This is a genomic window from Microcoleus sp. SVA1B4 (assembly GCF_036700545.1).
GTDB lineage: Bacteria > Cyanobacteriota > Cyanobacteriia > Cyanobacteriales > Microcoleaceae > Microcoleus.
Genome location: NZ_JAUBPB010000017.1, coordinates 1 through 13,108 on the forward strand (window position 1 = coordinate 1; position 13,108 = coordinate 13,108).

13 protein-coding genes are annotated in these 13,108 nt (G+C 45.1%); 5 read left to right on the plus strand and 8 right to left on the minus strand.

Annotated features, from left to right (window positions below; all coding sequences use genetic code 11):
- Positions 1–132 precede the first annotated feature (132 nt).
- Together QT987_RS10585 and QT987_RS10590 are read right to left on the minus strand one after the other, a co-directional pair.
- On the minus strand, positions 133–723 hold the full coding sequence (locus QT987_RS10585) for a hypothetical protein (RefSeq protein WP_333239614.1): 591 nt from the start codon (positions 721–723) through the stop codon (positions 133–135).
- A gap of 237 nt (positions 724–960) precedes the next feature.
- Positions 961–1,350, minus strand: a complete 390-nt coding sequence (locus QT987_RS10590; RefSeq protein WP_333239616.1) for a DUF1830 domain-containing protein — start codon at positions 1,348–1,350, stop codon at positions 961–963.
- Positions 1,351–1,725: 375 nt separating this feature from the next.
- On the opposite strand from QT987_RS10590, the gene QT987_RS10595 reads away from it, so the two are divergent.
- Together QT987_RS10595 and QT987_RS10600 are read left to right on the plus strand one after the other, a co-directional pair.
- Entirely contained in the window at positions 1,726–3,306 is a 1,581-nt protein-coding gene (locus QT987_RS10595; protein WP_333239618.1) for a photosystem II high light acclimation radical SAM protein, read from the plus strand.
- 573 nt (positions 3,307–3,879) lie between these two features.
- Complete coding sequence (locus QT987_RS10600) at positions 3,880–4,305, plus strand: hypothetical protein (RefSeq protein ID WP_333239620.1); 426 nt, start codon at positions 3,880–3,882, stop codon at positions 4,303–4,305.
- 390 nt (positions 4,306–4,695) lie between these two features.
- On the opposite strand, the gene QT987_RS10605 is transcribed toward QT987_RS10600, so the two are convergent.
- Positions 4,696–5,091 carry a pre-16S rRNA-processing nuclease YqgF gene (locus QT987_RS10605; RefSeq protein WP_333239622.1) on the minus strand — a complete coding sequence of 132 codons (396 nt, stop codon included), beginning with the start codon at positions 5,089–5,091 and terminating at the stop codon, positions 4,696–4,698.
- 192 nt (positions 5,092–5,283) lie between these two features.
- Between QT987_RS10605 and QT987_RS10610 the strand changes: the two genes are divergently transcribed.
- Positions 5,284–5,715, plus strand: coding sequence for a hypothetical protein (locus QT987_RS10610; protein WP_333239624.1), 432 nt, complete (start codon positions 5,284–5,286; stop codon positions 5,713–5,715).
- 67 nt (positions 5,716–5,782) lie between these two features.
- On the opposite strand, the gene QT987_RS10615 is transcribed toward QT987_RS10610, so the two are convergent.
- The 3 genes from QT987_RS10615 to ntcA form a co-directional block, all read right to left on the minus strand.
- Entirely contained in the window at positions 5,783–6,325 is a 543-nt protein-coding gene (locus QT987_RS10615) for a hypothetical protein (protein ID WP_333239626.1), read from the minus strand.
- A gap of 360 nt (positions 6,326–6,685) precedes the next feature.
- Positions 6,686–8,368: a DUF3084 domain-containing protein gene (locus tag QT987_RS10620; protein WP_333239628.1), complete on the minus strand. Its 1,683-nt coding sequence runs from the start codon at positions 8,366–8,368 to the stop codon at positions 6,686–6,688.
- A 77-nt stretch (positions 8,369–8,445) separates the two neighbouring features.
- Entirely contained in the window at positions 8,446–9,111 is a 666-nt protein-coding gene (gene ntcA / locus QT987_RS10625) for a global nitrogen regulator NtcA (protein WP_006634020.1), read from the minus strand.
- A 340-nt stretch (positions 9,112–9,451) separates the two neighbouring features.
- On the opposite strand from ntcA, the gene fabI reads away from it, so the two are divergent.
- On the plus strand, positions 9,452–10,228 hold the full coding sequence (gene fabI / locus QT987_RS10630) for an enoyl-ACP reductase FabI (RefSeq protein WP_006634022.1): 777 nt from the start codon (positions 9,452–9,454) through the stop codon (positions 10,226–10,228).
- A 226-nt stretch (positions 10,229–10,454) separates the two neighbouring features.
- Entirely contained in the window at positions 10,455–11,093 is a 639-nt protein-coding gene (gene hisB / locus QT987_RS10635; RefSeq protein ID WP_333239744.1) for an imidazoleglycerol-phosphate dehydratase HisB, read from the plus strand.
- A 47-nt stretch (positions 11,094–11,140) separates the two neighbouring features.
- Here hisB and QT987_RS10640 read toward each other — a convergent pair whose 3' ends face one another.
- Both QT987_RS10640 and QT987_RS10645 read right to left on the minus strand, forming a co-directional pair.
- Complete coding sequence (locus tag QT987_RS10640; protein WP_333239630.1) at positions 11,141–12,091, minus strand: PmeII family type II restriction endonuclease; 951 nt, start codon at positions 12,089–12,091, stop codon at positions 11,141–11,143.
- 74 nt (positions 12,092–12,165) lie between these two features.
- Complete coding sequence (locus QT987_RS10645) at positions 12,166–13,011, minus strand: TdeIII family type II restriction endonuclease (protein WP_333239632.1); 846 nt, start codon at positions 13,009–13,011, stop codon at positions 12,166–12,168.
- Positions 13,012–13,108: the final 97 nt, after the last annotated feature.

Genomic DNA, 13,108 nt, shown 5'->3' on the forward strand with positions numbered 1-13,108 from the left:
CCCGTCCTTTTTGGACGGGCGGGACGCCCATCCCACAAACTTGTGGAAGTTATTTAATTCTCATTCCTAATAAGATGTTCCACATTTAACCTGCATATTGGGGGCGGGTTCTTCGGCCCACCCACAATAAATTTACAGATTACCTTTAAGCCCGATCGCCGTAACAATAGTCCACGCATCCACCAACAGCAGCAGCAGCGTACATCCCAGCAAAATAAGATACATCCAAGGCTGCGACAAAGGGCGGACATCTCTAGTATCAATACCTGTTTTTGCTTCCACCAAACCGACTAATTTACCAAATCCAGCCACCCGCATTGGCAACAAATAACCTTCACCCGAATGACTCAAAAAATAGTAAACTAAACCTCCTTGACCGGTCGATCGAGGTTTGAGAGCTTTTACCTCAGTCCAAGGTAGGGACCAACCCTTGCGAAACCAACGCGGAAACCAGTTGGGATACGTGACTTCAATCCCTTCCTCGCTCAAAATTACCCTTTCACCGAGCACGCCGTACAAGCCCACAGCCCCAACAACAATTCCCGCCCAGAGTGCGGCGGGAGGAACCGGTGCTTTCGTTACTTCCGACAAAAACGGCAATGGAATTGTCAGGGCTGTGTACAAGCTCAACAGCGTGATTCTAATCAGGGGAGAAAGCCGGAATACCGCCGGCTCAAATACTGGGGCAGAAGATGGGGAAGAGGTGATCGGTTGTGCTGACATGGCTGAATTCGAGAAGCTGTTTAAGGATATTTTTGCACAGCTTTTGGGCCCGCCAACAAAACTCAGAGAAATACGAAAAACCGGACAATATTTCCAGTTGTGAGTTTTGATCTAAAATTCATTTCACAAACTTTGATTCTTAACTGTTGAGTTTTTACCGCTTTGCAGAAGTTGGAATTTTGAGCGCGGAGTTATCAATTAACTGACAATTATATAACTCAAAACTCACAACTGGGATTAATCAACGGCGGTTAGCGCCGGTACAGTCAAAGGTTCTGAGATTTCTCTGGATTTGGGGCGGCCGGCCATGATTGTTCGATCGCCCTGAACTGCCTCTGGGGATCTGCTAGGATTGACGTTTGAATAGGGGCCTTCGTTAATCTGCAAGCGATCACAAGGAATTTTATCCGACAAAATTGCACTAGCCATCATCCCGGTGTGAATTTCCAATGCTGCAGCGGGCATCGCTTCAAACACTAAGCGCTGTCCGGGAAAAACCACTCGTTCAAAGTACCAGTTAGGAATGTTGGCGATGCGAGCAATCTGAATCTGACTGGTGGCGTTGACGTAGCAGCACAGAATCTTGCTGTCAATGTTTGAGGGTACGGGGTCAAGAATTTGAGCCATAACTGCTGAGGGAGCCTTGCCTAAAAGTTTTAGTTATCTTCTCAGGCTAACACTAGGCGATCCCGCCTACTGTAAAGCCGACTACCAACTCCCTAATACATTAGAGACCGATCGAACTTCTATTAAAATATAACCGGATAAATATCGGCTTTTTGACTCCTAGCAGAGATTTTTTGTCAAAATAAGCTGTATTCACTTAAAAATTAGCTTTTTTCTGCTGCTGTCGCCGATCGACACCAACAAGCTCGGCTTTTAGCCAGTTTAAAAAAATTTAAGAATATTTAATGTCAAATTGCGAAAATTAGACATATTGTAAAGTTATATTAAAAGAATATTAACATAGCTGAAAAAGTTCCACTTTAGGATATGGCAATCATGGAAAACCGAGAAAACCGAGTCCTGTACGTTCGCCTCCCTTGCAATCCGATTTTCCCGATCGGAGTTGTCTATCTTTCGGATCACGTACACAAGCTGTTTCCCGATGTCGAACAGCGCATTTTCGATTTAGGTGCCGTACCCCCCCTGGATTTTGCTAAAGCTTTAGATGCCAGCATAGACGAGTTTAAGCCGACTCTGCTAGTTTTCTCTTGGCGGGACATTCAAATTTATGCGCCCGTGGGTGGCAGAGGCGGCAATCCGCTGCAAAATGCCTTCGAGTTTTACTACGCCAAAAATCCCCTGATCAAGTTCCGGGGAGCACTCGGAGGACTGCGTTTAGCCGCGTCTTACTACACCGAACTCTGGCGCAATTTGGGACTGATCAAGCGCGGATTGAAGCGGGCCCGGAAATACCGCCCCGAAGCTCGTGCAGTGGTCGGGGGCGGTGCTGTGAGCGTGTTTTACGAGCAGTTGGGCCGCAGTTTGCCCACGGGCACTGTGGTTTCGGTGGGGGAAGGCGAAGCTTTGCTGGAGAAGTTGATTAAGGGCGAAGATTTGGCAGAGGAAAGGTGTTATGTGGTGGGAGAAACCGTGCCGCGCGCGAAGCTAATTCACGAAAAACCAGCCAACATCGAGAAAACTGCTTGCGACTATAACTACATCGAAACGATTTGGCCGGAATTTTCCTATTATCTACAGGATATGGACTTCTACGTCGGAGTCCAAACCAAGCGCGGCTGTCCTCACAATTGCTGTTACTGCATTTATACCGTGATTGAAGGGAAACAAGTGCGGATCAATCCGGCGGATGAGGTGGTGGCGGAGATTCGGCAATTGTACGATCGAGGTATCCGCAATTTCTGGTTTACCGACGCTCAATTTATCCCAGCACGCAAATTCATCGACGATGCAGTTGAATTATTGCAAAAAATCATCGCCGCCGGCATGGACGACATACACTGGGCCGCTTACATCCGTGCGGACAATCTCACACCAGAGTTGTGCGATTTGATGGTAAAAACGGGGATGAATTACTTTGAAATCGGCATCACCAGCGGTTCCCAGGAACTGGTTCGGAAAATGCGGATGGGCTACAACTTGCGAGTAGTTTTGGAAAATTGTCGCGATTTAAAAGCTGCAGGTTACAACGATGTGGTTTCCGTTAATTACTCGTTTAACGTCATTGACGAAACCTTTGAAACCATCCGGCAAACTATTGCTTATCACCGAGAATTAGAGCGAATTTTCGGAGCCGATAAAGTAGAACCGGCTATTTTCTTTATCGGGTTGCAGCCGCACACAATTTTAGAAGAATACGCCTTTAAAAAGGAGATTCTGCAACCTGGTTACGATCCGATGAGTTTGATGCCTTGGACAGCGCGCAAATTGCTATGGAATCCCGAACCTTTGGGTTCGTTTTTCGGGCAAATTTGTTTAGAAGCTTGGCAGCGAAATTCTAATGATTTCGGCCGCGAAGTGATGGCTATTTTGGAGGAAAAACTCGGCTGTGCGGAATTGGAAGAGGCATTAACCGCGCCTGTGGAAATCAAAGACAAACAGTTGGCAGCAGTTAATTAATTACCAGGTTCGCAGTCAGGACGACGGTTATTTGAAAAATGGGAAATGGGAGGAAAAATGTATCTTCTGTTTCCCTTTTTTATTCAATAAATAGTTAAGCGCCAATAAACATTACCGTGTAATATCAAATCCGCCCTTCATCGTCCTGTATTCATCTCTCTGTTCTGGAGACTCTGCGTTCTCTGCGTTCTCTGCGTTCTCTGCGGTTTAATCATTCCAATGCAACCGGAATTGATATAAAAGAGTCCGTTCGCGACATGGGGGCGCTTATTCCCGGTTTCTACGAAAATCAAAGGTTTAGTAACGAGAAATATATGAAGAAACCCAGTTTCTCAAATCGGCGTGAACAAGTCATAAAATCTTAAAAATGTCATAAATACAAGAGATTGCTTTCCTGCGATCGCATTGACATACTTGTGTATTTTCACGGGTGTTAGGTGCACAGTTCGCACCTTACTTAAACCGAGGGTATACCGTGTTCCCTGCACCTCTCACCTCTGAGATTAAATATTATTAATATCCAGCAAAGATAGCTTAAGATGTAATTATATAGTTAAAACCAGGAGTAACAGGATGTTTTATAAAGATACAGTTAAGGGCATTAAAGCAGTAGTTCTAGTTATGGCGGGGATTAGTGCGATAGGCTTTTTGACCGCCTCAGCAGAAGCAACTGCACTAAATCAACCCGCACCCAACACTTTGGGCAATAATCAACCGCTGCAAATTGCTCAATTTGAGGGATGTCCGAGAGATCAAATGGTGCAATTTTTCGCAACGCCCAACTTTTCTATATACATTTGCAAAACCCAGGAAGGCAATATTTTTTACCGCGGCCTCAGCAAAATAAATGGCACCCAAATCAATGTCATGCAAGTAACAGCAGGTGATGACGGAAGTTATGAAGCGACTAACGGCAATATTATCTACTCGATTAATCCCCAACGCCTGCAAGTCCGGCAGAATGGTAAGGTAATTTTGACCGAAGCTGTCATTAAGTAACACTAACTGTTATTTAATGATAAATTCACTAAATTTAGGGTGTATTTTATTTAATATCATGTCCGATCGATTAACCATAATATGCCGATGGGGGCGGGTTTTTAATAGTGTCAATTATTGGCAGGTATTGTTGGTGAACCCGCCCCTACAAAAATTGCGATCGCTAGACCGGACATGATTTAAGGAATGAGAATTAAATAACTTCCACTCTTGAAAGTGGGATGGGCGTCCCGCCCGTCCTTTTTGGACGGGCGGGACGCCCATCCCACAATAACAATTAAAATTGTAAGTTATTTAATTCGCGATCCTAAGTTAAAAATTTAAGAGGCACCAAAACATATTGATTCCTTAATAATCCAAGAGAATCAATGGTAACGGTTATAAGATTGACTAACTTTTGTTCAAATATCTCTCAATCAAGACGATCGCCACAATATCGTCCACTGGCTTCGGTGGCGTCCGCATTCCCTGGGGAATCAAGCGGTCGAGTCCCGTCGGAGGGTACATTTGCCAGTAGCGTTCCCTCGCTTCTAAACTGCTGTACCTCTCGTCAACCTGAACAATTTTTATCAAAGGCGACAAACTCTGCGTCAGTTTTTGTTTCCAACTCTTAGAAGTCGTTTGATCTCCGATTACCAATAACTCAATGGGAAACTGTTCGCACAAAGATTGAATAGTAGATATCGCTGCTTCCGACTGCACAACTTGATGGTAGCAGACCTTCTTATCTCTACCCATTACAGCTATGCCGCATTTGTCTTTACCTGGATCGAAACCTAAAATCATATTTATGAGTCCTGTGTTAATAAGTTTGTAGTTGCGATCGAGCGCCAGTCAACTCAATCGCCAACCTATATCTAATCTGATACTTGCATTCTTGAATGTCTCAAAATCTTTGCGGGCGATCGTACTTATTTTGCTTGACTTTTTTGCAGGATTGACATATTATATCATCATGGGAATCCGTGCGGCCATATAATGTCTAAAATCAGAAACCGGGTTTTTGCCATAATCTTTACTTCCAGTTTTAATTTATCGAAAAAACTCGGTTTCTTTGACCCCCCGCAGCAATCAGAAACCGGGTTTTTGCCACAATATTTGCTTCCCAGTTTGGATTTATCGAAAAAACCCGGTTTCTCACAGCAACGCGCACAAATCAGAAACCGGGTTTTTGCCACAATATTTGCTTCCCAGTTTGGATTTATCGAAAAAACCCGGTTTCTCACAGCAACGCGCACAAATCAGAAACCGGGTTTTTGCCACAATATTTGCTTCCCAGTTTGGATTTATCGAAAAAACCCGGTTTCTCTCACCTCTGTGCAGGCGGTGCGTCGCTGTGAGATTGTCGATTTGATTTGCAAATTACTGATGGCGACGCACCCTACTATCTTGAATCGGGTGCAAAGATGACTTCCAAAAAAAAAAATTAAAGCGCGCGCAAGAGGGTAAACAGGAAAAAGGGAAAAGGGCCAAAGAGTCAAGAAGAGTCCTCACAGATAAGACAGGGAGGAAGGGACAGCCAAAGCAACTGCGGACTTTCCTTATCTTTTCTACCTCGCTCTGTTTCTGGCGAACCCATCATAAATGTGCCTCCGGGAATGTAAACCATTTCGAGCACAACTCCATTACCTAAGTCTTCCGGGAAGTAATGAGCAAAAGACTTTCTACGACTGTTTTCTTTTCCTTCAGCATCCACTGTAATGACATCAAATTCAAATGTAGGGAGATAGTCTTGAAACTGCGGTTTTATCTTTAAATCATCTCTATCTTTCAGGAGTGAATAGGCAGCAAGTTTCACCTGCATTGATTCCTCGCGCAAGGCTTGCATTATCACATCTAAGCCAGCTTCTCCATATTTGAGTGCTTCGGAGAGGGCGGCGATTCTCACTTCGACAATGGGTGAGGCTAATCGGCTTTTAACACCAGGAATGCCTCCGAGTACCGCAGCATTGACAGGAATTGAATTTTGACCGCCACGGACGGCATCGTATTCTCTGGGTTCATTTTGATTGTCTGACATTACACCGCACGATCCTGCATTTTAATTGAGCAAAATTTTGTTTTGTGATGTCAATATCTCAGGGTTCGATTCTTAGTTTCTTTCTTTGCGCTCTTAGCGGTGCGGTGCGTCGCTGTGAGATTGTTGGTGGTGCTTCCAGATTTTTGGTGGCGACACACCCTACTAATTGGGTATGGTGCGTCGCTGTGAGATTGTTGGTGGTGCTTCCAGATTTTTGGTGGCGACGCACCCTACGATTGCTATATATATGGCGGCACGGATTTCCATGATTTAATGATATGTCAATGGCGCGAAAATGTCAAGCAAAATTGTCATTCGATCGCCCAAAATTTTTCATCAAATTCGATATGTCGATCGCACTTATTTTTTAACTTTCAAATCTCCTGGGCCGGCTTTTTGTTGTCCGGTGCGAAAAACAACGACTCCGTTTTCACGAGCAACTAAATCTATTTTAAGCGGGCCGGCGATGTAAGTGACATCTGCCGCGATCGCCTGAACGTCCAGCGGTTTCTCGTACTGCTGCAACCGCTCGATAAAACCAGCTAAAGTTTCAATCTGACTGTCTGCCACTTGAACTCTACCGCCGACAACGCCGATTAGGCGAGCGCGAAATTGACAAGCTTCTATCAATTGCAGCAACTGCTGCCGCACCTGTTCGTCAGTCAAAGTCACCGGATCGACAGCAACCCCTGCAATCACATCTCCAGCCCGGAAGACAACTCGATTGATTTCTGCTTCTGCAAATACCTTAATTAGCTTTTCTTCCCGCAGGTAATTAGCGCCGGCAACAATTCGCACCACGTAGTCTTGACCGTCTTTAATCTGACTAATTAGTTGATCGATTTCTGCTTTAGTAATTTGAATAACCTGATCCCTAACCTTGGTATTTTCCGGCTGCATCAGTCCGACGGTGGTTTTATTTGCTTCTTGCAAAAGTCGATCGATCGCGCGACTCGCCATACCGGGTTCAATAATGCGAACCACGCCAGCAGCTAAAATTTGACCGCGCCTGATAGCAACTGTACCCTCGCGGATTGCCTGAAAGTCGCGTTCCAAAATTTGCACTTGCTGCTGCAAGACAGTTTGTTGCTGTTCGAGTTGAGCTTGTTGCTGTGCCAAGGTTTCTAACAGTGCTTCCCTCTCGGCAATTACTTTGTCGCGCTCGATAATAGTTCGATCGCGCTCGGCGAGATTTTGCATTCGCTGGGCAATTTCCTTGTCTCGCTGGGCAATTAGTTCGTTGCGATCGACAATTTCCTTGTCCCGCTGGGCAATTTCTGCGTCTCGCTTGGCAATTTCTCGATCCCGCTGGGCAATTTGAGTTTTTACCTGCTCGATTAACTGTTGGCGTTCCTCTTGGAGTTGGGCGATTTCCGATCCTAAAGTCGTTTTTTGAGCAGAAACTGTTTTCAATTGGTTCTCGGTGCGATCGAGCTGAGCTTTTGTAGTTGATCGGGCCGTTTCAACCAGTTTCAATTGTTCTTCGGTGCGGGATTTAGCCGCTTCCACACTGCTTAGCTGTTCTTCTGTTTCGGATTTAGCCGCTTCTACCTGACTTAACTGCTCTTCAGTTTTAGACTTGGCTGCTTGCACGCTGTTGAGCTGGGCCCGCAGCGAGTTTAATTTTGTTTGCGTCCGAGCTTGCTCAGCATTAGCTGCTTGGAGGGATTGATTTATTTGCTCTAAATTGGCTCTAGCTTGCGCTTGAGCGGCTCTGGCTTGAGCTAATTCACTTTCAACTCGATTTTTTTCTTGAGTGGCCTGGTTGATTTCTCTGCGGGCGTTGTTGAGCCTTTTTTGAATCTCGTCTATTCTAAAAACTCCCGTTCGCAGCGGCTTGCTAGTAGCAAACAAAATGCCCAGAGTAATTGCTGACAGGATGCTGCCGGCCATCACTGTCACAACAACAGCAGTATCGCGGGGGCGAAGTTTGAATAAGCTCAACCTTGCCTTGCCGACTTTCGTCCCAAGGCGATCGCTGACAGTGGCGATCACACCCCCCAACACTAAAATTACCAATACCAGGATGTATCCAGCAGTCATTCCGATTTTAGATTTTGGATTTTGGATTTTGGATTGAATCTAAAATCCAAAATCCAAAATCCTATACTTTCTCGGCATCAAGTGAATTGCTGGCTTAAAGCCACCGGGTTGTGGACTGTGATCTTTTTCTTGTGAATCGAGATCATGGTTTCTTGTCTGAGATCCCCGAGCAAACGAGTCACAGTTACCCGTGTCGAGCCAATCGCTTCGGCGATCGCCTGGTGGGACAGCTTCAAATCTATCGTAATACCCTCTGTACCGGGCACGCCAAAATCCCGGCACAGAATCAGCAAAAAGCTGACAAGTCTCGAACCCATATCTCGGTGCGCCAGCGTTTCAATCATCATCTCGGTTTGCAAAATCCGAGACGACAGTCCCCGCAGCATCACCATCGAGAGTTCCGGGTCTTCCTTGAGCGCTTTCTCGACTTGTTCGATAGGCAGCGAGATCAATTCCACCGGCGTAAAGGCTACCGCGTGGTAAAACCTGTCCGATCGGTGTCCCGTAATCAGAGACAGCACCCCAAATACGCTATTTTCGCGCAGGAGGGCGACTGTAATTTCTTCCCCTGCTTCGTACACCCTGGAGAGCTTCACAGCACCTCTAATGAGAACGTAGACGCGCTCAGCCGGGTCTCCAGGGAAAAAAATTGTCTTGCCCCGTTCAAAGGTTTCCACAATGGGTGGAAACGCCCCGCCGCTGATTTGGCGGAACACGGCTGCTAGCGGTCTATCATGCGTCACGACTAGATCCTTTGTACTAATCAATACTTTATAACTTGCGGATTAACCTTATTGAGTAAATATACTTCCCAACCTCCAATATGCAAGGATTCGGTTACTTCCATCTAATATTAAGGTAAACACGCACTGTATGATTAAATCTAGCCCTTCTCTTAACTTTTTCAATTCCGCCCCCATGTAGCTCCACAGCAAAATTAATATCAATTGTGTCTCAATTGTGTCTCAATTGTGTCTCAATTGTGTCTCAATCAGTTAAATCTGAATCAGTTGTGTCTAAACTGGCGGGGTTGTCGCATAGAGCCAATGAGAACGGTGCAAGTTGCTTTTAGATAAACTACAGATGATAGATTTGACCGGAAAAAATGCTCTTGTTACGGGCATTGCCAACAATCGCTCGATCGCCTGGGGCATCGCTCAGCAGCTCCACAAAGCTGGGGCCAACCTCGGCATAACTTATTTGAAGGACGAGAAAGGCAAGCACGAGCGCAAAGTCGCGGAACTGGTGGAACCGCTCAATCCCAGTCTGTATTTGCCCTGCAATGTCCAAGACGAGAGCGAAATTGAGTCTACTTTTCAAACCATCGCCGACAAGTGGGGCAAGTTAGATGTCCTGATCCACTGTCTGGCTTTTGCTGGGAAGGACGAACTTTCGGGAGATTTCACCAACACTTCGCGCCAAGGTTTCTCCAATGCTTTGGATATTAGCGCTTACTCGCTGGTGCGGCTTTGTGCTGCTGCTAAACCGCTGATGGCCGAGGGCGGCAGTATTGTGACGCTGACTTATTTGGGCGGCGTCCGGGTAGTTCCTAATTATAATGTGATGGGAATTGCTAAAGCAGCTTTGGAAATGAATGTTCGCTATCTGGCTGCTGAACTGGGCCCGTTAAATATTCGGGTAAATGCGATTTCTTCTGGCCCGATTCGGACTCTGGCTTCGTCAGCAGTTGGCGGTATTCTGGACATGATCCACCACGTTGAGGAAGTGGCCCCGCTGCGGCGGACGGTGACTCAGCAGGAAGTGGGAAATGCTGCGGCTTTTCTGTGCAGCAATCTCGCTAGCGGAATTACGGGTCAAGTTTTGTATGTCGATGCCGGTTACGAAATCATGGGAATGTAACAGCTTGTAAACAGTTGACAGTTGACAGTTGACAGTTGACAGTTGACAGTTGACAGCGAAGTTTTTAGACAGTTAACAGTTGACAGTTGACAGCGAAGTTTTTAGACAGTTAACAGTTGACAGCAAGATTTGCAAACAGTCAACTGTCTATAACTGTCTGTTGTCCGCTACAAAAGTGTTAATCCCAAATTACTAATTAATTCTAATGAATGACCCATTGCAAATTATGGAGATAATCGATCGCCCTTCTGTACCTCCTGCAAGTTCAGTTCAACCAGCTAGGGCCGCCTTGGTGAAACGCACGACACTGGAAACGGATGTCACGGCCAGCCTCAATCTAGACGGTGTAGGAACTTGCAAGGCGTCTACGGGGATTCCGTTTTTAGACCATATGTTGCACCAGATTGCTTCTCACGGATTGATCGATTTGGACGTGCAGGCGATCGGTGATTTGGAGATTGATGACCACCACACGAACGAAGATGTGGGAATTACCTTGGGCCAAGCGCTAGCAAAAGCTGTCGGGGATCGATCGGGCATTTCTCGCTTCGGGCATTTCATCGCACCTTTGGATGAAGCTTTAATTGAAGTAGTGCTAGACTTTTCGGGACGGCCTCACTTGAGCTACAATTTGCAGATTCCCAACCAGCGGATCGGCACTTACGATACCGAATTAGTGAGAGAGTTTTTTTCGGCGGTGGTGAACCACACTCAAATGACACTGCACATTCGACAGTTGCAGGGCGGGAATTCTCATCACATTGTGGAAGCGGCGTTTAAAGCATTTGCGAGAGCTCTGCGGATGGCGGTAGAAATCGATCCGCGGCGCGCCAGTGGGATTCCGAGTTCTAAAGGAGTTTTGTAGTATGGGGTTTGTAGTAGCGCTTCTGGGCGCTACTACGAACCTGTAAATCAAAATATATCTGCTATATAGTTAAAAACACCTTGACTTCCCTCGCCGTACTTTCCGATAAATTCAGCGATGATTCGATCGCTACACCTTTCTATAGCTTCATCAATAGAACTTTGTGCTAAAACTTGACTAGCCGACTGACGCAAAACTTCAAACAGATTCACAGTATAGCGAGTATCTTCACTGACAAAATCCCACAGTTCTCGACCAATTAAAGTTATCATTTCCGAATTTGGCAAAATTTGCTTCAGCAAACCCAGTGTTACAGTTTTATTAGTTCTTTTACCGTAAGCTATACCAATATAAGCGCGATCGCCCTCCTGCATTTTTTCCTCAATTTTGGCAGCCCAATATACTATCTGGTCTTTATCCACATCATTCGGGCCGCTTTTTACCTGTATCCAGCATTTCTCGCCATCACTGGTAGTTTTAATTGCGTCCCATCCAGACTCTTCCGGTGGAATTTCTGCACTTTCAGAGCAAGATATCAATAGTTTTTGAATAAAAAATCCCATTGAAGTGACAATAGACCTAGTAGCAGTCATATAAACATTAAGCCTGACAACTTCTTCGGGAGTGTCCAAATTTAACGCCCTAATTAAAAATGGGTTGGGATGAATTTTCCCTAAAGTCAGATTTTCCACCATAACTAGCTGTCGCCCAGTAAAATCTCGACAAATACTGGCTAAAAAATTTTCAGCGATAGTAAGTTGCAGCGACAGTTGACCTGAAGATGTAAATGCTAAAATGCGTTCAATCTCATCGGAAGTAAATCTGAGCAGTCTTTTGCCAGAGATGCTGCTGATGCCGTTTATGAGTGTTTCTGCTTGTAAGTTCAAAAATTCTTCTAACTCCGCAAAGTGACTGGCGAAAGAGCGAGACTTTCTGGCAGGCATTCCCACTTCTTTTTCTAAAACAAATGCTAATAATTCATGAAGGTGCTCTGACACTTTTATTTCTCCTAAACTCGGCTTTTAATATTACTTAAATTCAAAGAGAAACCTGAGAAGAAATTCGTGCTTTACTAAAATCCAAAAGCAAGAGCATCAAGCATATACTTGCCCTTCTCCCGCCCAACTTCTTGATATATATCCAAAAGTTCTTCGTAAGCAGTCTCTCCCCCTATAATATTCCAAAACTCATGCCCCATAATGACAGCTTGTTCAAAGGGCGTGTACTTCCTTGCCACTGACCATTTATAATCTGAACGATTTGGCCCGTAAGGATTGTAAGCCATAGCATAATAAGATTGAGCCTCGGGCCGAGACAGTCCGCACAGTAAATGATATCTCAGCAGTCGTTGAATTACCTCCAAGCATTGTCCTTTGTTGGGTTTTGACCCTTTAATTTCAAAGAAAAATTTCCTCCCGTCACGGGATAGCACGTACAAATCTGCTTTGACTTTGACCGATCGCGTAACTAAATGGTTAGTTTTTTGAGCCTCAAAAACAGCTTCTATCATTTCTTCAAAAGCAGGTTTATTTTCATTTTTGTCTGCTGACTGCTCAAATAGCGCTATCTGACGCTCAATTTCATGGATAGCCTCTATGCTAACTTCGCCAGAAATTTCATAGCTTCTGCTTGCTTCTAGGTGATGTTCCAAAGCAATGAGTTTTGCACATTCTTCATAAGTTGTGCCCAAGCTACTGCTGAAACCTCTTTCAAACTCGTTAATCCGTAGCAATTCTGACGGCATAATAGCAGCCTGAAACGGTTTCAGTTGACCTTTAGAGGATTTGCATGATAAATATGCTGCTGGAATATCAAGTTTCGGTATTAGCCGTCCTCTGTATTCATTGACCAGGTTTTCGATGAAAACTTCTAAGTATGCTTTGATTATGACGCGGGTAGTTGAGCTAATGGCTGACATTATTTTACTGCAAACATTCTGTTGACTAGACTTGTGACAAAACTGTGAGACAAAATCAAGCTTACTCCCTTATTTCTTAGTCCGCGTAGGCGGACTT

What these genes read in the sequence shown, in the direction of transcription:
- QT987_RS10585 (WP_333239614.1), bottom strand. Translation starts at nt 723, where the DNA reads ATGTCAGCACAACCGATCACCTCTTCCCCATCTTCTGCCCCAGTATTT.
- QT987_RS10590 (WP_333239616.1), bottom strand. Translation starts at nt 1,350, where the DNA reads ATGGCTCAAATTCTTGACCCCGTACCCTCAAACATTGACAGCAAGATT.
- QT987_RS10595 (WP_333239618.1), top strand. Translation starts at nt 1,726, where the DNA reads ATGGAAAACCGAGAAAACCGAGTCCTGTACGTTCGCCTCCCTTGCAAT.
- QT987_RS10600 (WP_333239620.1), top strand. Translation starts at nt 3,880, where the DNA reads ATGTTTTATAAAGATACAGTTAAGGGCATTAAAGCAGTAGTTCTAGTT.
- QT987_RS10605 (WP_333239622.1), bottom strand. Translation starts at nt 5,091, where the DNA reads ATGATTTTAGGTTTCGATCCAGGTAAAGACAAATGCGGCATAGCTGTA.
- QT987_RS10610 (WP_333239624.1), top strand. Translation starts at nt 5,284, where the DNA reads ATGTCTAAAATCAGAAACCGGGTTTTTGCCATAATCTTTACTTCCAGT.
- QT987_RS10615 (WP_333239626.1), bottom strand. Translation starts at nt 6,325, where the DNA reads ATGTCAGACAATCAAAATGAACCCAGAGAATACGATGCCGTCCGTGGC.
- QT987_RS10620 (WP_333239628.1), bottom strand. Translation starts at nt 8,368, where the DNA reads ATGACTGCTGGATACATCCTGGTATTGGTAATTTTAGTGTTGGGGGGT.
- fabI (WP_006634022.1), top strand. Translation starts at nt 9,452, where the DNA reads ATGATAGATTTGACCGGAAAAAATGCTCTTGTTACGGGCATTGCCAAC.
- hisB (WP_333239744.1), top strand. Translation starts at nt 10,455, where the DNA reads ATGGAGATAATCGATCGCCCTTCTGTACCTCCTGCAAGTTCAGTTCAA.
- QT987_RS10645 (WP_333239632.1), bottom strand. Translation starts at nt 13,011, where the DNA reads ATGTCAGCCATTAGCTCAACTACCCGCGTCATAATCAAAGCATACTTA.